The organism is Streptomyces sp. NPDC018019 (assembly GCF_044327805.1).
Taxonomy (GTDB): Bacteria; Actinomycetota; Actinomycetes; order Streptomycetales; family Streptomycetaceae; genus Streptomyces.
Genome location: NZ_JBIRGD010000044.1, coordinates 21,534 through 37,221, shown reverse-complemented (window position 1 = coordinate 37,221; position 15,688 = coordinate 21,534). Strand labels below are relative to the sequence as shown.

Sequence of the window (15,688 nt, the reverse complement as noted above, 5' to 3'; positions counted from 1 at the left end):
AAATGACTGTAAGGACAAACGTGCGCCCACTACGTGGGCCTGGCATATGGAGATGGTCAGGTCCAGGCCTAGGTCGTGTCCGCAAAGTCATGGCAGCCATAGTCGTAGGCAGGCGAGGGTGACCATGGCCTGGTAGTGGCGGGCGCGTTTGTCGTAGCGGGTGGCCAGGGCTTTGCTGCACCACCAGGGCAGGGCGGGTGCGAGGGCGGCCTGGTCCGCACCGCCCGATACGGATGCGGGCCATCACCGCCTCGAACTGGGTGCAGTCGTTGACGTTGCCGCCGGTCAGGGTGAAGGCCAGCGGGCGGCCCCGGCCGTCGCAGGCGAGATGGAGCCAGCAGCGGCTCTATCACCGCCCATGCCTGGTCGGTCAGCTCATGACGACGCACCACGAACAGCCCAACGACCAACCGACTTTGCGGACACGGCAACCGAACAACGCCGTGAGGGCCCGACCGGCCAGCGCCGGTCGGGCCCTCACGGTGTTCCGCGCCGCTCCCGGCGCGGCGGCGGGTCAGTGGTCGGAGTAGCTGAAGTCCCCCACAGTCCAGGCACTGATGTCGTCGATCGCAACGCGGTACATCCCGCCCGTCTCCGGGATCCCCACCGTGCCCTGCAGGATCCGGGCGACATGGAAGTGCAGGTGTGTGGGCGGCCCGTCCTTCTTGGCGGGGGCGTCGAAGACGGCGGAGAACTCGCCCAAGTGGGCGGAGTCCGTCAGCACCTCTGACGCCCGCTGCCTCCACACGGCTTCGGGGGCCAGGCGACCGGTGATGACGGCACCACCGGTGACCACGGTCAAGGACATCTGGTTGCTCTGCCCGGATTCCACAAGGGCAGCGATATCAACGATCAGCTCGTCAGGCTTCGACATGAGATCCAATTCTATGCGCCGCCCCGTCCAGAAAGCACCGGTGGTGGCGCTACCGGGCGAGACGGGCGCGTACGGGCCTTGCCGACCGGAAGCCCGGCGGGAAGGAATCGCAACGGCGCGGGCCAAGTGGCTGGGGTCGTAGTCCCGGGGCGTTGCGATGAGCTGCGCTCATCCGGACGGTCCGTCTCTCCCTGGCTGGCTGACTATCGGCTGGCCATTGGAGCGGACGGCGGGCCTGGGCGGTGCCCCGGGACCGCCCAGGAGGAGTGGAGGCTGTGGGCCGAAAGACCTGGCTCGGGAACAAGACCTGAGCGCTTTGCCCGCCTCGTCCCCTGGACAGGGCCGGGCGGTGCCCCTGGCCCCTGATTCATTGCGTGCCGCTGCTCAGGCGCTCCCCTCCGCGTCCGTTGCACAGTCCTGGTGGGCGCCACAAACGCGCCTGCCGTTGTCATTGTTTTTCTGCCAGACCAGGTCTGTGCGGCTGATATCGATGAGATCGATCTTGCGGACGCGGCCGACAGCTGGGTGGCACGGGACCGGGTGCCGCGGCTGGGCTGTGAGGGTTTCGCCACGAACGAACCGGGGGCCTGGCACTCCCCGACGCTCACCGTTGGGCGACAGTAACCGATGTCCGGGGCACCGGCCGTGCTCGTAGCAGCTCACACAGAGTGACGCGCTCTCCTGGGAGCGGTCCGGCAGACCCGTGCGGCCACCGGTCACGATGCGTGTCTCGGCCCCGAGGCGCGCGGCGGACTCGGCACCCGGGCGTGCCAGCGCGGTGTCGCCGGCGCCGAGGAGGTAGGCAGCGTCCAGATCGATCGCTGTGACGGGCGGTACGTTCAGAGCGTCGAGTGTGTAGCCGCCCGGCTGCAGCCGCGTCAAAGCGTTCACGAGTTCTCTCGATTCTGCCGAAACGCCGTGCTCAGGCCGTACCGCACCGCTTCGAGCGCAAGGGTACGGTTCTGTCCGAAGCGGCGACGGCCTCGCGTATGACCGCGCTGTGCGCCTCGTTCCCCTCGGCCATCGAGACGCCGCGCTCGGGCACGACTGCGTTGTAGTGCAAGACGAGGCGCACCCGGTCGGCCAGCGCGTGGGTGGCACCGGTGGCGGGATAGCCACCCCAGCTGTGGTCGGCTAGTCTGATCGCCGCCGTGCTGGCGGTGACCGCACACATCGTGCTCTTTCGCGGTGCACGGCGGCGCGGGTTCGGACCGAATGTGCAGGGGCGCGGCGGCCTTTCAGCCGTGTGTGTCGTCATCGCCGGCCTGATGGTCGTCTTGTCGGCGGCCGTGACGGTCATGACGCATGCGGATGCCGCCGAAACGGCAGCCAACCTCGGCAAACCCATGTGCGAAGGCTGACTGGCCAACGTACGGGGCTCCCTGCGTGGCGGCAGGCACCGCTGTTGGTGTGACCTGTCTGGCCATCGCTCCAGCGCCGCCGCCCGGCTCCGCAGCGGGACCGGTTGGCCGCGTGGCTGACCAGCCGGCCAGGCGCAGAGATCGCCTGTCATGACCGGGGCCTGGCGACAGATGACCTCCACGTCTGAGCCAACAGTAGGGCTGCCGTCTCCTGCCGTTGTTGTCCGGCGTTCGGGTGGGTGGTGGAGCTGTCACATACCGCTGGTGCAGCGCGTCCTGTCCTTCGATCATCGATGCCGTGGCGTACCAGGGGCGGCTGCGTGGCCGGAAGCCGGACCGGTCACCTGGACTCAGGCGGGGTTCTGGTCGTTGGCTGTCCGTCAGGTCTCCGGGGCCGTAGCAGCCGCCTGGGCGGGCAGGCCGTGCGCCGTGATGAGGCGGGCGCTGCCGTCGGCCAGCCGGTAGGACAGGCCCACGACGGCCGTCTGGCCGGCGGCGACCCGGCCGGCGAGGGCCTGGGAGCGGTCCAGGAGGAGGGTGACAGTGCGCCGGGTGTGTTCGGCGACGATCTCCTCGTCCCCGGTGAGCCCGGCGGCGCGGGCTGCCAGGACGCTGGGTGCGACGCGCTCGATCACATCACGTACGTACCCGGTGGCGGCGACACCGTCGGACACAGTGGCGCGGGCGGCGGCGACCGCGCCACACGCATCGTGGCCCAGCACGACCACCAGCGGGCAGCCCAGCACACTCACGCCGTACTCGATACTGCCCAGCACCTCTGGACCCGCCACGTGCCCCGCGGTGCGCACCACGAACAGGTCTCCCAGGCCCCGGTCGAAGATGATCTCGGCGGCCAGGCGGGAGTCGGAACAGCCGAACAGCACGGCGAACGGGCGCTGGCCGGAGACGGTGGCGGCGCGGCGCGCCGCGTCCTGGTTCGGGTGCTGCGGGGCCCCGGCGACGAAGCGCTGATTGCCGTCCATCAGCAGCGCGAAGGCCTGAGAAGGGGACAGCGGTACGGCATCAGTCATAGCCGCAGCATAGGTCCACGTCACGGCGCATCGCGCGCGACACCAGGGCCTGGACCGCAGGCACAGGACCGGTTCCGGATACACATCGGTCGGCCCTCCCCCGCTCCGGGGCGGCCTGAGCGACGTCAGCGCCTCCGGGGCGGTCCCAGGTGGCTGGGTAGTGTGCCGGAGGTGCGGGGCGGCCATCCAGCGCACCTCAAACGGTCTCGATGCGCCCAATGGTTGAGCGCAAAATAACGGAGTGACCGTGCTGCCTACACGTTCGCTGCTCGTGGCCGGGGCCGGTCCTGTATGTCCGTGCCGAGAGCGTACGTCGGCAGTGCGATGTTCCCGGCCTTGGCGAACTGCGCGGCGAGCAGCCTCCGCATCGGCCAGCGGGTCATCTGCCGCATGGACAGGTCCCGCATGCGGATGCCGAGCCGGCCCGACGGCGCGAATCCCGAGGCGCCGCCCGGCGGGAGCTGCTGGGCCTGGCGCACGTACGGGCGCATGACCTCGTCGTAACGGCGGAAAGCGATGCGGTGGTCGCCCTCGGCGTCGGCGATTTCACCGGCCAGGACGTAAGCGCCGACCAGAGCCAGGCTGGTGCCCAGGCCGGTCAGCGGGGTCGCGCAGTATCCGGCGTCGCCCAGCAGCGCCACGCGACCGTGCGACCAGCGGTCGAGGCGGACCTGGCCCATGGAGTCGAGGAAGAAGTCCGGGGCGGTACGCATGGCCCGCAGCAGACGTGGAGCCTGCCAGCCGACGGCTGCGAAGCGCTTGGCCACGAGATCCTTCTGGGCGGCTACGTCGCGGCGGTCGTAGGCGATCGGTGCCGAGCGGAAGCTGAGGCCGGCCTTGATCTCACCAGGTAGGCGGCCGGGCCGCGCGGAGACGACCAGTCCGCCGGGCGCGTTGTGCATCAACGACCAGCCGCCGAGGTCCAGATCATCGATGGCGGTGAACCAGGCCGTATACAGGCCGAGTGGGCGGACGAACTCCCGCTCCGGGCCGAAGGCCAGCGCGCGCACCACGGAGTGCGGCCCGTCCGCGCCGATGACCAGCCCGAACCGGCGCGGCGCTGCTTTCTCGAAGGTGACGGTGACCGCGTCCGCGTCCTGGTCGATCTCGGTGATGGTGTCGTCGAACAGGTACTCCGTATCCGGCGGCGTGGCCTCGTACAGCAGGCGGGCGAGGTCGCCGCGGAGGATCTCGATCTCGGAAACGATCCCCTCGCCGCCGAAGCTGTCGGCGGGCATCCGCGCGGTGGTCCGGCCGGAGGCGTCGACGAGCGCCAGGCCCAGCTGGTCCACGCTCTGCGCCCTGGCCCGGTCCATCAGGCCCATTCGCTCGATCACGGTGCGGCCGGCGCCCCGCAGGTCCACGGTCTGCCCGCCCGGCCGGGGCTCCGGCGCGCGTTCGACGAGGGTGACCGCGAAGCCCCCCGCGTTTAGCCAGTACGCCAGCGCGGGCCCTGCGATGCCGGCGCCGCAGACGAGGATCTCATTGTTCGGCATAGCGAGGAGCGTACGGCGCACACACGGCGCCCGGCAAGCGTGAAATCCCTTGTTGTTGGACGGTATCGACTCAAGCTGCACTAGTACGGTGGTACGCGGGAAGGTGATCGCATGCGGGTATCGTCCGGCTTCGGCGAGCAGGGTGGCACTCATCCAGGTGCACTAGTGCGGGTGGCACTTCCGTTCCTCCGTACGCCAGACCGCCCACGGCCCCAGACCTCGCACGCCGACGAATTTCGGGCGAGCCGACCACACGTACCGTCCACGCGCCCGATACCGGCCACCCCGCTCGTGGCGTGGTCGCGGATAGCCGCTCCCTCAGCGGCAGCGGCCACGTCCGGGCCGACCACGGAAGATCACTGGCCGCAGGTGCACCCAGTCACCGTCTCCACGGTCTCGGCCTCGATGCCGCCGGCCAGGGCGGGGCTTTTGCCCAGTTGGTCGGCGTCCGCCTTGACGACGTAGACCTCCCAGGGCTCCTTGCCGGGGCCGTGGACCCAGACCTTGTCCTGGAGGGCGTAGCAGCAGGACGTGTCGTTCTCCTCGAAGGTGGCCAGGCCCGCCTCCTTGAGGCGGTCGGTGGCCGCGGTGACCTGCTCGGTGGAGGCGACCTCGACGCCCAGGTGGTCCAGCCGGGTCTCCTGGCCCGCCTCGCCCTCGATGAGGACGAGCTTCAGCGGCGGCTCGGCGATGGCGAAGTTGGCGTACCCAGGGCGGCGCTTGGCCGGTTCGGTTCCGAAGAGTTTGGAGTAGAACTCCACCGACGCCTCCAGGTCGGCGACGTTGAGGGCGAGCTGAATACGGGACATGACGTCCTCCCCGATCTCGTTGTATCGATGGGCTTCAATGCAAGCTTGCGCGCTGTATCGAAAAACGTCAACATAGAAGTATGTCGAAACAAGAGCTTGAGGTGCCCGGCCGGACCGAAGCCTGCTGCCCGGGGCTGCTAACCGCCCCGCTGGACGAGGACCAGGCCACCGAACTGGCGAAGGTCTTCAAGGCCCTCGGGGACCCGGTGCGGCTGCGGCTGCTGTCGATGATCGCCTCCCGCGCCGGTGGCGAAGTGTGCGTCTGCGACCTGACCCCGGCCTTCGACCTGGCCCAGCCGACCATCTCCCACCACCTCAAACTGCTGCGGCAGGCCGGACTCATCGGCTGCGAACGCCGCGGGACATGGGTGTACTACTGGCTGCTGCCCGAGATGACCGACCGGCTCGCCGGCATCCTGACCCGTCCGGCCGGGCAGCCACTGCCCGAGCGGGCCGGGGCGGCCTCCGGGGCCGCCTCATGACCGCCGAGACCGCTCCTGCCGCGGGGCCGGTGGCGGCCCGCCTGTCCTTCCTGGACCGGTTCCTGGCCGTATGGATTCTGCTGGCCATGGCCGCCGGCCTGGGCCTGGGCCGCCTCGTCCCCGGACTGGGCGACGCCCTGGCCAAGGTGACCGTCACCGGCGTCTCGCTGCCGATCGCCCTCGGCCTGCTGGTGATGATGTATCCGGTACTGGCCAAGGTCCGCTACGACCGCCTCGATGCCGTCACCCGCGACCGCCGTCTGCTGATCCCCTCCCTGGTGATCAACTGGATCGTCGGACCGGCGGTGATGTTCGTCCTCGCCTGGATCTTCCTGCCCGACCTGCCGGAATACCGGGCCGGCCTGATCATCGTCGGGCTGGCCCGCTGCATCGCCATGGTCATCATCTGGAACGACCTGGCCTGCGGCGACCGCGAGGCCGCCGCTGTCCTCGTCGCCCTCAACTCCGTCTTCCAGGTGATCGCGTTCTCCGCGCTGGGCTGGTTCTACCTGTCCGTCCTGCCCGGCTGGCTCGGGCTGGAGGCCACGGGCCTGGACGTGTCGGTGTGGGAGATCGCCCGCAGCGTGCTGATCTTCCTCGGCATCCCGCTGGCGGCCGGGTTCCTCACCCGCCGCCTGGGCGAGAAGACCAAGGGCCGCACCTGGTACGAGGCAAAACTGATCCCCCGCATCGGGCCGTTCGCCCTGTGGGGACTGCTGTTCACCATCGTCGTGCTCTTCGCCCTCCAGGGAAAGGCGATCACCTCCCAGCCATGGGACGTGGCACGGATCGCGCTGCCGCTGCTGGTCTACTTCGCCGTCATGTGGGCCGGGTCGATGGCCCTGGGCAAGGCCGCAGGTCTCAACTACCCGCGGGCGACGACGCTGGCGTTCACCGCCGCGGGCAACAACTTCGAGCTGGCCATCGCGGTGGCCATCGCGACCTTCGGCGCCTCCTCCGGGCAGGCCCTGGCCGGCGTCGTCGGCCCGCTCATCGAAGTGCCCGTCCTCATCGGGCTGGTCCACGTCGCCCTGGCGGCCCGCCGCTACTTCCCCCACACTGCCGCCGCGGCCGTCGAGCCGGCCGGAATCCAGGAGTCCTCCCGTGCCTGACCCGCGCAAGCTCTCGGTGCTGTTCGTGTGCGTCCACAACGCCGGACGCTCTCAGATGGCCGCCGCCTTCCTCGCCCACCTCGGTGGCGACCGGGTCGAAGTCCGCTCCGCCGGATCCGCTCCCGCCGGCGCAGTGAACCCGGCCGTGGTCGAGGCGATGGCGGAGAAAGGAATCGACCTCTCGGCCCAGACGCCCAAGGTACTGACCGCTGAAGCAGTGCAGTCCTCGGACATTGTGATCACCATGGGCTGCGGGGATGCCTGCCCCGTCTTTCCTGGCAAGCAGTATCTGGACTGGGAGTTGCACGACCCCGCAGGACAGGGCGTCGACGCTGTCCGGCCGATCCGCGACGAGATCGAAGCCCGCGTCCGCGAACTCCTCAGTCAGAACGGGGTGGATCGAGGAACCGGTGGGATGCGCGGTAGGTGACTTCGACGGCACTTTCGGCAGCCTTCACCAGCCGGGGGCTGGTCGATCACCGGCGTACCCTGCCGTGGAAATACCAATGGTTGGCAGTGAAGACGCGGGTCCGGCTCGCCCAGCCGGTCTACCGGGCACTCCCGCTGCCCGGTAGACCGGCTGGGCACCTGTCCGGGGATGCAGAGGAGTCCATTCCCGGACGCGGTGGCCTCCCATCGGCGAAGGTGGCCGCCGTAACTCCACTGTCCTCTCCGCTGCGCCGGTCGTGTACGCCCGGGCACAGGTTGGCCCGTATCGGCCGGTGGCGCCGATGTCACTACGTTCCCGGGTCGGTCACATGCGCTCGGCGGTTCGCCACAGGCCTGGGCAACGGAGACCAGGCGTACGGGGGCGTAGACGCCGATTCTCGAAGAGCGTGAGGAACGTCCGGAACGCCGAGGCGGGTACGCGACGGTCGGGCACGGTCGGGGCCGGCGGCTGGTTCTCGGAACCGCTGTCCGGTCAGGCTTGTTCTGTTCGGAGCAGGGCAGGACAAGCTTCGGTCAGGGAGCCGGTCGACGACAGTCGAAGGCGGTCGGCGCCGGTCGCGGGCACAGCCAAGCCAGAGCGGGTGCCGTGCTGGTTGAACCGGAGGCCTGGACCGGCGGGCTGGTCGGCCCGCTGCCCCGAGGTCGGCCAACGCGGCCTTCGGATCAGGCCTCGGCCTCCGGCTGGACTTTGTCACCGCCGCGGCGCATCTGTTCGTTGAGGCGGCGGGCTTCTTCGAGCTGGTCTTCGAGGATGATGATGCGGCAGGCGGCCTCGACGGGGGTGCCCTGGTCGACGAGTTCGCGGGCGCGGGCGGCGATGCGCAGCTGGTAGCGGGAGTAGCGGCGGTGGCCGCCCTCGGAGCGCAGCGGGGTGATCAGGCGGGCTTCGCCGATCGCGCGGAGGAAGCCGGGGGTGGTGCCGAGCATCGCGGCGGCCCGGCCCATGGTGTAGGCGGGGTAATCGTCGTCGTCGAGACGGTCGGCGGGACTACGGGGATTCTCTGCTGTCACGTGCACCTCTTTCGTCACATACGTCGGGGGGCCCTGGCGCCGTGTCGGCACCAGGGCCCCGGAGGGATTTCAACACCATCTACCGGCCGACTGCTCGACCGGCTCTTCATATCCGCAGGCCACTGCCCGGGAGGGGGCACGGGGCGTGCGGGGATCGCGGATGTGTGACCGGGGACCACCTGTCCTTTCGGGGTCTGCGGTACCCGGGCGGACTCTTCCTCGCCCGGGCGATCCCGATGGCGTCTGCCTCCTTCTTCCTTGCCGTGTTGCTGATTCTGCGGTACTGCCCGTCATGCGGTGGGGTTCACGGCCCCGGGGGCCGCTTGCCCGGCAGCCAGTGGCGGGCCCATCTGCGGATCCATCGGGCCCGCCACTCCACTGCCGTGCCACACCTTCGGGCACTGCTCGTGCGGCAGTTCGTCCTGCCGCGCCGTGATCGACTCTTGGCTACGAGCACAACCATAGCCCCGGGCAGCGCGGATGTCTATCACGGCGAACGCAGTTTTTTACGTGCTGGCAGACCATGGTTCTGGTGTTCGCCAGTACCGGGAACGTGTGATGGCGGGCGCTTTCGGGACTGACGGAGACGTTTGCGGGCATATGCAGTTCCCAGCACTTCCCGGCAGTTCCGGGCAGTTCCCTGCGGCACGACCGACCACGAATGGGGCGCACCCGCATGAACGACACCGAGACCCTCAGCACACCGGCCCCGGTCACAGCCCCAGCGACGGCCCCTGTGACGGCCGGGATGACGGCCGTGGTGGAAGGCGCCGACGCGTCCGGCGTCCGCGACGCGCGCCGGGCCGCGCAGGCCTTCGCCGAGCAGCTCCACCCCGTACGCGATCCCGCCCTGGCCGACACCCTCGTCCTGGTGGTCTGCGAACTGGTCACCAACGCCCTGCGCCACGGCGGCGGCCGCTACCGCCTCGAACTGTCCGCCGCGCCCGGCAGCGTGACCGTCTCGGTCAGCGACCCGAGCCCGGTCCGCCCACGCGAACGCACCCCTGACCTGAACGGCGAAAGCGGCGGCTTCGGCTGGCCAATGATCCGCCTGCTCACCCGCCACATCACCATCACCTCCGGTCCCGGGGGCGGCAAAACGATCCGCGCCCGGCTCTCCCGCTGAGCTCGCGTGCCGATCGGACCGGTCCGCCACGGACCGTGGCCTGCCGGAATCCCCGATCACCCGAACGGGCCAACATGGCGCCCTCACCAGTGGGCAGCCGCCGAAGATGGGCATCCTGAACAGCCTCGAAGAGCGCATGGACCGCTGGGCCTTCGGCTGGCACCGGCGCCGGCGCGCGGCACGGCGCGACCCGCTGGAGGTGGTGACCATACTGCGGCGGTCCTGCGACGAGCACACCCTGATCATGGGCCGCGGCCGGGTGGTGGCGCCCAACACCTTCGTCCTCCAGGTGCCCGAGACCAGCCACCGCCGCCTGCGGAGCGCCGTGGCGCCGCTGGAGCGGGAGCTGGCGGCCGTCGTCCGCGGCCACGCGGCGGCCCGCGCCTATACCTTCGCCGGCCCCGTCACCGTACGCCTCGCCCCCGCCCCCGTACCGGCGCACGAGCGGTACCGCATCCACAGCCGCATCACCCCCGCCGCGCGCCCCGTACGGCTCTGAGCGACGGCCCGCGCGCCCCGGCTCCCCGCTGTCCGGTCACCACCGGCCTGCCGACAACGGGCGCCGGGACCGGTTGGTGTCCACCTGGCGGGGCATACCGGTAGTGCAGAACCGGCCGCCGCGCCCCGGTGGCCCGGCGCCCCAACCGGCAAGCGCCGTACGGGTTCTGGAGGGGGAGTGAGCACCATGCCACCGCGTCAGCCTGCCCGTAACCGCACCGCCCGCGACGAGTACCTTCTGCCGCACGCGAAGACCGCCGCCTCCTGGGCGCGACGGCTGACCACCGCCTTCCTCGCCCGGGACGGCACCGCGGCGCTCACCCCGGCAGGCGCCGACGACGCCGCACTGGTCGTGTCCGAGCTGGTCACCAATGCCACGCTCCATGCCCGTAGCGGCTGCCGGCTGCGGCTGTCCGTCGCACCGGGCGGGCACCTGACCATCGAAGTCCACGATGACGCGCCCACCCGGCCGCGCCGGCGCTCGGCTGCCGCATCCGAAGAGCACGGGCGCGGCCTGGTGATCGTCGACGCCCTGGCCCGCCACCTGGACGTCCTCAACGATCCGCGAGGCGGCAAGACCGTCCGGGCCCGGCTGAGCCCCGCCTGACCGCACCGGCCGCACCGGGGCGGACGGAAGCCGGGATTCGGCCCGCCGACATCCAGCACCTGCACCGCCGGACCATGGGCACCTGGGAAAAGGCAACAGCGCCCCCGCTGCGACCGCGAGGCCGAGCGGGGGCTTTCTGTTCCTGGCGGCACTACGCAATGGCCCGAGCCACTTCACACGTTGCCGTAGTGCCCTCCGAAACCGTCCTCGTACTGCCCCGCGAGCTCGGACGACGCAGCAGCGCACCGCCTTCTTCGACGCACGGCGCGGAGTCGCTCGCGGGGGCGGGAATGGGTGACATGTACCGGCTAGGGTCGCGGCAAGTGATCGCTCAGCCGCTCCGGCGCGGTATGGCCGGCGGCGCCAGGAGAGAGGCAGGCAACCCGATGCCGGTCATCGATGCGTGGATGCAGCACCCCACGCTCCGTCACTCCAACGACGCGATGTTCGAGTCGTTGCGCCGGTGGACGGGGCGGAGCCTGCTGGAGGAGCCGATGCCGGTCAGGGACACGGTGGCGGCGATGGCCGCGGCCGATGTCGAGATCGGGCTGGCCGCGGCCTGGTACGGGCCCCAGGGGGCACTGATCAGCAACGATGAGGTGGCGGAGTTCGTCGCCCAGTCCGACGGCCGGCTGCGCGGAGTGGCCGGCGCCGACCTCACCCGGCCCGTGCAGGCCGTACGGGAACTGCGCCGTGCCGTGGAGGAACTCGGCTTCGTGGCCCTGCGGGTCGTGCCCTGGCTGTGGCAGCTCCCGCCCACCGACCGGCTGTACTACCCGCTCTACGCCGCCTGCGTCGAACTCGGCATCCCGTTCTGCACCCAGGTCGGGCACACCGGCCCACTGCGCCCGTCCGAGACCGGCCGCCCCATCCCTTACATCGACCAGGTCGCGCTCGACTTTCCCGAGCTGACCATCGTGTGCGGGCACATCGGCTACCCGTGGACCACGGAAATGATCGCGGTGGCCGACAAGCACGAAGGCGTGTACATCGACACCAGCGCCTACACCGCTCGCCGCTACCCGCGCGAGCTGGTCGACTACCTGCGCGGCCGAGGCCGCAGAAAGGTGTTGTTCGGCACCAACTACCCCATGATCAGCCCTGGTCAGGCACTGGAACACCTCGACGAGCTGGGCTTGGACGAGGAGACCGCCGAGCTGTTCCTGTCCGGCAACGCCCGGCGGGTCTTCGATCTCTGACCGTATAGCCACACGGAGGGGAGTGTGAAACGGGGAAGGGGAAGCGTGGGGCGGGGAACGGAGCCCGAACAGCCGCTTGATGAGAGAGGGTTACGGTTCTCTTTCGGCGTCCGCGCTGATCGCCAGTCGGTCGGCAATGCGCCGGCACGCCTGTGCGAGTTCGGGCGGGTGGAGGTCGGTGAGTCCGGTGTCGAACGTGGCGAGGATTCCGGCGACGCCGGCCCAGGACCAGGCGCCGAGGGTGAGCCGGCAGTGCTCGGTGTCGAGGTGTTCGACGACCGAGCCGCCTGGTGCCCAGCGGGCGACGACGTCGGCCGGCAGGCCGAGGAGCGCGGTGCCGGTGCACGGCCAGGCGGCGAGGGTGTCGCCGCGGTCGTGACTGCTCATGACGAAGCGGGCGAGGTCGCCGTGCGGGAGTTCGCGTGCGCCGAAGGGATGTGTCGTGGGGCGGGGGCGGAGCCGGTCGACACGGTGTACTCGCCACTGGTCGTCTTCGAGGTCGTAGGCGACCACGTACCACCGGCCGGCCCAGACGACCAGATGGTGGGGCTCGATGCGGCGGGCGGGCAGGAAGTCGCCGTCGCCGGGTTCGGGACGTGAGCCATCGGCGCGGAGCATTTCGGTGACAAGGACGTGGCGGTGGCGTACCGCGGCTCCCACGGCGGTGAGCACGGTCGGGTCGATGGGCGGCGCCAGGAACTCCCAGTAGTTCTGCAGCCTGGTCAGACGCAGGGACTTCATGGAGGCCCGCAACGCCGCCGGCAGAGCCTGTTCCAGGGTGCTCAGCGTCCGCACCGCGTCGTCTCCCAGGCCGAACACCGTGCTGGGCGCGGTCTGGAGGGCCACCGCGACCGCGAGGGCCTGATCGTGGTCGAACACAAGTGGCGGGAGGGGGTGTCCTGCGCCGAGCCGGTACCCGCCATCGGGGCCGTGAACGGTGGTGATCGGGTAGCCGAGCCGGCGCAGCGTCTCGATGTCCCGGCGTACGGTGCGCTCGCTGACGTCGAGCCTGGTGGCGAGCTCGCGCAGCGGCCACAGTGGGCGCGATCCGAACAGGGACAGAAGCCGCAGTGCCCGTCGTGAAGTGCTCGCCATCGGCCCATCATGACCGGTCGTGGCCACTCGGTGTCCACTACTGGTGTCACTGTGAGCCCCGTACAGGAAGGCAATGGCAGAAGTACGGGCAAGCAGTGGCGGAAGAGGACGGTTCGATATGCGTGTTGTCGTGGTCGGTGGCGGAATCGGTGGGCTTGCGCTGGGGGCGGGATTGCGCCAACGGGGATACGAAGTGGCGGTGTTCGACCGCGACACCGACGTGGCGGCGACGGGTGGTTACCACATCACCCTGGACGAGCGGGCCCAGTCGGCGCTGCGGGAGTTGGTGGCGCCACAGATCATGCGGCGGCTGCTGGCGTCGGCCTCGGCGCTGCGGCTGCGCGACCGCGACGCGTTCTGGGACCGCCGCGGCCGGCTGCTCGGCCGCGGGCCTGATCTCAGCGGCGCTGCCGGCGTCGACATCGACCGGATCACCCTGCGCACGCTGCTGGCCGAGGCGGTCGGCAGCAACCTGCACCTGGGCCGGACCGTGTCCGGCGTCGGCCAGGGCGCCGACGGGCAGCCCCGAGTGCTGTTCACCGACGCCGCAGCCGTCTCGGCGGATCTGGTGGTGGGCGCGGACGGTACCCACTCCCTGGTTGCCCAACACCTGGCGGGACGCCCTACGAACAGGCCCGCCGGCATCATCGGATTCTCCGGCCGCACCCTCCGCTCCGACCTGAGCCCCAGCGAACGGCAACGGCTCGGAGCACGGTCCGGGCTGGCGATCGGCCCACGAGGGGCGGCCCTGTACATCGGCTTCCTCGACCCGGTCGGCAACGCCGCGCTCGACGCCCCCGAATTGCGGATGTCCGTCACCACCGGCCCCACCTACATCTGGGGCGCCATGTTCCCCGAAACCGCCGCGACCGACTCCCTGCGCGACCTGCGCGGCGGGGCGTTGCAGGCCGCGCTGGTGAGACGGTTCCGCGAGCGGGGCTGGGCCGAGCACACACTGGAGGTCATCGCCCGCGCCGCCCCGCACAGCCTGGCCGCGTACCGGTTCAATGCCGCCTCGACCCGGGCCACCGATCTCGCGCCGTGGCCCGCGGGCCGGATCACCGCGCTCGGCGATGCCGTCCACGCCACTCCCCCGACGGCCGGAATGGGGGCCGGCGCGGCAATCCGCGATGCGGCCGCCCTGCTTCGGCACCTGGGCGACGTCACCGCCGGCGGCATCACGTCAACACAAGCCGTGAGCCGGTTCGAGGCGGGCATGCGCCGGCGCGGCAGCGAGGTCCTCACCCTGGCCATGCGCACGGTCCGATTGGTCCTGGCCACCGACACCACACCCGGCGCCGCCGCTGCCGCCGTGCTCATCCCGCTGCTGGCCGCGACCGCCCGGCTGCGTCATTGACGATCAGCGCCGGTACGAGCCGCGCGGCTCGGCGCACCGCGGCCGGCGGGTCACGAGCGGGTCAGCTCGCTTCCCCGCGTACCCGGTAACTCAGGCCCGGATAGGAGAAGTCGCCGGTGTTCAGCGTGCCCACCACGAAGACCAGGTCGCCGTCCGTGCCGGGGGCGCCCGGGCGGCAGCCGGCGTTGTAGTAGACCTCCACACTCCGCTCGGAAATCGAGCGGAAGGACCGGACGGGGGCGGTCAGTTCCTGGCACTCCCCGACCTTGGTGAGGTCGGCCTTGATCGCGGTCCCGGTGGCGTTCGTCCCGGTGTAGAAGGTCACGCCGGGGAGTTCGGCCGCGCCGGCGGGCGATCCTGCGGCTCCGAGAACGAGCAGCCCGCTCGCCAGGGCTCCGCCCACAACCGCCGCGTATCTGCCGAATGTCTTCGTCATGTCTCCGCCTTGAGTGGGTGAGTCGAACGGTGGGGTGGTTATCGGTGGGGTGGTTTGTAGAGGTGGACGGTACGGATCTGCCGTCCCTTGTGGTACCGCCCTCATGCGGTCAAGAAAGCGGGTAAGAGGGCATCACGTCACGGGCAAGGCGCCTTACGAACCGTTCTCGTCAGGAGTCGAGGATGGTCTCGGCCGCCTGGCGCAGGGTGCGGGCGACATCGTGCTGATCGTCGAGGTAGGCGGCCGCCATCGCCCCGTCGCGCAGCACCATGAGCGCCCGCGCCGCCTGTTCGGGGTCGGGGTGCCCGGCGTCGCGCGCGGCATCGCGCAGGACGCCGCGGAACCAGCTGCGGTGCTCGGCCACGCAGACGCGTACGGGATGCTGCGGGTCGGAGAACTCGGCAGCGGCGTTGAGGAATCCGCAGCCGCGGAACTCCGGTCGCAGGACACTGTCGGCGATCATGGCGACGATCTCCAGCAGGGCGTCGCGCCCCCGGTGTGCCTGGAGGATGGCCTCCACCGCCCGCTTCACCCGGGCGTCCCGCTCCTGCAGGTACGCGATGACCAGGCCCTCCTTGCCGGCGAAGTGCCGGTAGAAGGTGGCCCGGGTCACGCCCGCTTCCCGTACAAGCTGTTCGACGCCCACGGTGTGGATCCCGTTCGCGTAGAACAGCTTTCCCGCGATGTTCAGCAGCCGCTCACGCGGATGGATCGTCCCACTGGCGCTCGAAGTCATGACCACCA

17 protein-coding genes and 1 pseudogene are annotated in these 15,688 nt (G+C 70.4%); 9 read left to right on the top strand and 9 right to left on the bottom strand.

All coding sequences use genetic code 11. The annotated features are described in order from the left end of the window. Positions 1-87 precede the first annotated feature (87 nt). A pseudogene (locus ACH4FX_RS40175) lies at positions 88-334 on the bottom strand (IS5/IS1182 family transposase); the annotation flags it as partial. Between the two features lie 180 nt (positions 335-514). Beyond that, entirely contained in the window at positions 515-874 is a 360-nt protein-coding gene (locus ACH4FX_RS40170; protein ID WP_398486496.1) for a hypothetical protein, read from the bottom strand. A 1,151-nt stretch (positions 875-2,025) separates the two neighbouring features. On the opposite strand from ACH4FX_RS40170, the gene ACH4FX_RS40165 reads away from it, so the two are divergent. Further along, positions 2,026-2,235 carry a hypothetical protein gene (locus ACH4FX_RS40165; RefSeq protein ID WP_398486494.1) on the top strand — a complete coding sequence of 70 codons (210 nt, stop codon included), beginning with the start codon at positions 2,026-2,028 and terminating at the stop codon, positions 2,233-2,235. A gap of 380 nt (positions 2,236-2,615) precedes the next feature. On the opposite strand, the gene ACH4FX_RS40160 is transcribed toward ACH4FX_RS40165, so the two are convergent. The 3 genes from ACH4FX_RS40160 to ACH4FX_RS40150 all read right to left on the bottom strand — a co-directional run bounded on the left by ACH4FX_RS40160 (position 2,616) and on the right by ACH4FX_RS40150 (position 5,571). Continuing rightward, on the bottom strand, positions 2,616-3,266 hold the full coding sequence (locus ACH4FX_RS40160; protein ID WP_398486492.1) for a carbonic anhydrase: 651 nt from the start codon (positions 3,264-3,266) through the stop codon (positions 2,616-2,618). Positions 3,267-3,520: 254 nt separating this feature from the next. Beyond that, entirely contained in the window at positions 3,521-4,762 is a 1,242-nt protein-coding gene (locus ACH4FX_RS40155; RefSeq protein ID WP_398486490.1) for an FAD-dependent monooxygenase, read from the bottom strand. A 356-nt stretch (positions 4,763-5,118) separates the two neighbouring features. Continuing rightward, a complete protein-coding gene (locus tag ACH4FX_RS40150; protein WP_398486489.1) occupies positions 5,119-5,571 on the bottom strand; it encodes an ArsI/CadI family heavy metal resistance metalloenzyme in 453 nt (150 codons plus the stop codon). A gap of 80 nt (positions 5,572-5,651) precedes the next feature. Between ACH4FX_RS40150 and ACH4FX_RS40145 the strand changes: the two genes are divergently transcribed. The 3 genes from ACH4FX_RS40145 to ACH4FX_RS40135 are packed head-to-tail and all read left to right on the top strand — an operon-like array spanning position 5,652 to position 7,595. Further along, positions 5,652-6,053 (top strand): ArsR/SmtB family transcription factor, encoded by a 402-nt coding sequence (locus ACH4FX_RS40145; protein WP_398486487.1) that lies wholly within the window; start codon positions 5,652-5,654, stop codon positions 6,051-6,053. Then, the gene (gene arsB, locus ACH4FX_RS40140; RefSeq protein WP_398486485.1) at positions 6,050-7,165 is read left to right on the top strand and encodes an ACR3 family arsenite efflux transporter; all 1,116 of its coding nucleotides are present in this window, start codon (positions 6,050-6,052) and stop codon (positions 7,163-7,165) included. The genes ACH4FX_RS40145 and arsB overlap by 4 nt, the downstream gene beginning before the upstream one ends. Next, entirely contained in the window at positions 7,158-7,595 is a 438-nt protein-coding gene (locus tag ACH4FX_RS40135) for an arsenate reductase ArsC (RefSeq protein WP_398486483.1), read from the top strand. Before arsB ends, ACH4FX_RS40135 begins: the two co-directional genes overlap by 8 nt. A gap of 683 nt (positions 7,596-8,278) precedes the next feature. Here ACH4FX_RS40135 and ACH4FX_RS40130 read toward each other — a convergent pair. Beyond that, entirely contained in the window at positions 8,279-8,626 is a 348-nt protein-coding gene (locus tag ACH4FX_RS40130) for a MerR family transcriptional regulator (RefSeq protein WP_398486481.1), read from the bottom strand. Between the two features lie 676 nt (positions 8,627-9,302). Here ACH4FX_RS40130 and ACH4FX_RS40125 point away from each other — a divergent pair. The 4 genes from ACH4FX_RS40125 to ACH4FX_RS40110 all read left to right on the top strand — a co-directional run bounded on the left by ACH4FX_RS40125 (position 9,303) and on the right by ACH4FX_RS40110 (position 12,056). Then, positions 9,303-9,752 (top strand): ATP-binding protein, encoded by a 450-nt coding sequence (locus ACH4FX_RS40125; protein WP_398486479.1) that lies wholly within the window; start codon positions 9,303-9,305, stop codon positions 9,750-9,752. A 106-nt stretch (positions 9,753-9,858) separates the two neighbouring features. Continuing rightward, positions 9,859-10,251, top strand: a complete 393-nt coding sequence (locus tag ACH4FX_RS40120; protein WP_398486477.1) for an FhaA domain-containing protein — start codon at positions 9,859-9,861, stop codon at positions 10,249-10,251. Between the two features lie 186 nt (positions 10,252-10,437). Next, positions 10,438-10,857, top strand: coding sequence for an ATP-binding protein (locus ACH4FX_RS40115; protein WP_398486476.1), 420 nt, complete (start codon positions 10,438-10,440; stop codon positions 10,855-10,857). 323 nt (positions 10,858-11,180) lie between these two features. Next, positions 11,181-12,056 carry an amidohydrolase family protein gene (locus ACH4FX_RS40110; protein WP_398486474.1) on the top strand — a complete coding sequence of 292 codons (876 nt, stop codon included), beginning with the start codon at positions 11,181-11,183 and terminating at the stop codon, positions 12,054-12,056. 90 nt (positions 12,057-12,146) lie between these two features. On the opposite strand, the gene ACH4FX_RS40105 is transcribed toward ACH4FX_RS40110, so the two are convergent. Further along, positions 12,147-13,151 (bottom strand): helix-turn-helix transcriptional regulator, encoded by a 1,005-nt coding sequence (locus tag ACH4FX_RS40105; RefSeq protein WP_398486472.1) that lies wholly within the window; start codon positions 13,149-13,151, stop codon positions 12,147-12,149. A gap of 73 nt (positions 13,152-13,224) precedes the next feature. Between ACH4FX_RS40105 and ACH4FX_RS40100 the strand changes: the two genes are divergently transcribed. Further along, positions 13,225-14,508: an FAD-dependent oxidoreductase gene (locus ACH4FX_RS40100; protein WP_398486470.1), complete on the top strand. Its 1,284-nt coding sequence runs from the start codon at positions 13,225-13,227 to the stop codon at positions 14,506-14,508. Between the two features lie 61 nt (positions 14,509-14,569). Here the strand turns inward: ACH4FX_RS40100 and ACH4FX_RS40095 are convergent, their stop codons facing one another. Beyond that, positions 14,570-14,944 (bottom strand): hypothetical protein, encoded by a 375-nt coding sequence (locus ACH4FX_RS40095; protein ID WP_398486468.1) that lies wholly within the window; start codon positions 14,942-14,944, stop codon positions 14,570-14,572. Positions 14,945-15,113: 169 nt separating this feature from the next. Beyond that, on the bottom strand, positions 15,114-15,680 hold the full coding sequence (locus tag ACH4FX_RS40090; RefSeq protein WP_398486466.1) for a TetR/AcrR family transcriptional regulator: 567 nt from the start codon (positions 15,678-15,680) through the stop codon (positions 15,114-15,116). Between the last annotated feature and the right edge of the window lie 8 nt (positions 15,681-15,688).

Excerpts from the sequence above, each read along its gene's own strand:
- ACH4FX_RS40170 (WP_398486496.1), bottom strand. The coding sequence starts at position 874 with ATGTCGAAGCCTGACGAGCTGATCGTTGATATCGCTGCCCTTGTGGAA.
- ACH4FX_RS40160 (WP_398486492.1), bottom strand. The coding sequence starts at position 3,266 with ATGACTGATGCCGTACCGCTGTCCCCTTCTCAGGCCTTCGCGCTGCTG.
- ACH4FX_RS40155 (WP_398486490.1), bottom strand. The coding sequence starts at position 4,762 with ATGCCGAACAATGAGATCCTCGTCTGCGGCGCCGGCATCGCAGGGCCC.
- ACH4FX_RS40150 (WP_398486489.1), bottom strand. The coding sequence starts at position 5,571 with ATGTCCCGTATTCAGCTCGCCCTCAACGTCGCCGACCTGGAGGCGTCG.
- ACH4FX_RS40145 (WP_398486487.1), top strand. The coding sequence starts at position 5,652 with ATGTCGAAACAAGAGCTTGAGGTGCCCGGCCGGACCGAAGCCTGCTGC.
- arsB (WP_398486485.1), top strand. The coding sequence starts at position 6,050 with ATGACCGCCGAGACCGCTCCTGCCGCGGGGCCGGTGGCGGCCCGCCTG.
- ACH4FX_RS40125 (WP_398486479.1), top strand. The coding sequence starts at position 9,303 with ATGAACGACACCGAGACCCTCAGCACACCGGCCCCGGTCACAGCCCCA.
- ACH4FX_RS40120 (WP_398486477.1), top strand. The coding sequence starts at position 9,859 with ATGGGCATCCTGAACAGCCTCGAAGAGCGCATGGACCGCTGGGCCTTC.
- ACH4FX_RS40115 (WP_398486476.1), top strand. The coding sequence starts at position 10,438 with ATGCCACCGCGTCAGCCTGCCCGTAACCGCACCGCCCGCGACGAGTAC.
- ACH4FX_RS40105 (WP_398486472.1), bottom strand. The coding sequence starts at position 13,151 with ATGGCGAGCACTTCACGACGGGCACTGCGGCTTCTGTCCCTGTTCGGA.
- ACH4FX_RS40100 (WP_398486470.1), top strand. The coding sequence starts at position 13,225 with ATGGCAGAAGTACGGGCAAGCAGTGGCGGAAGAGGACGGTTCGATATG.
- ACH4FX_RS40095 (WP_398486468.1), bottom strand. The coding sequence starts at position 14,944 with ATGACGAAGACATTCGGCAGATACGCGGCGGTTGTGGGCGGAGCCCTG.
- ACH4FX_RS40090 (WP_398486466.1), bottom strand. The coding sequence starts at position 15,680 with ATGACTTCGAGCGCCAGTGGGACGATCCATCCGCGTGAGCGGCTGCTG.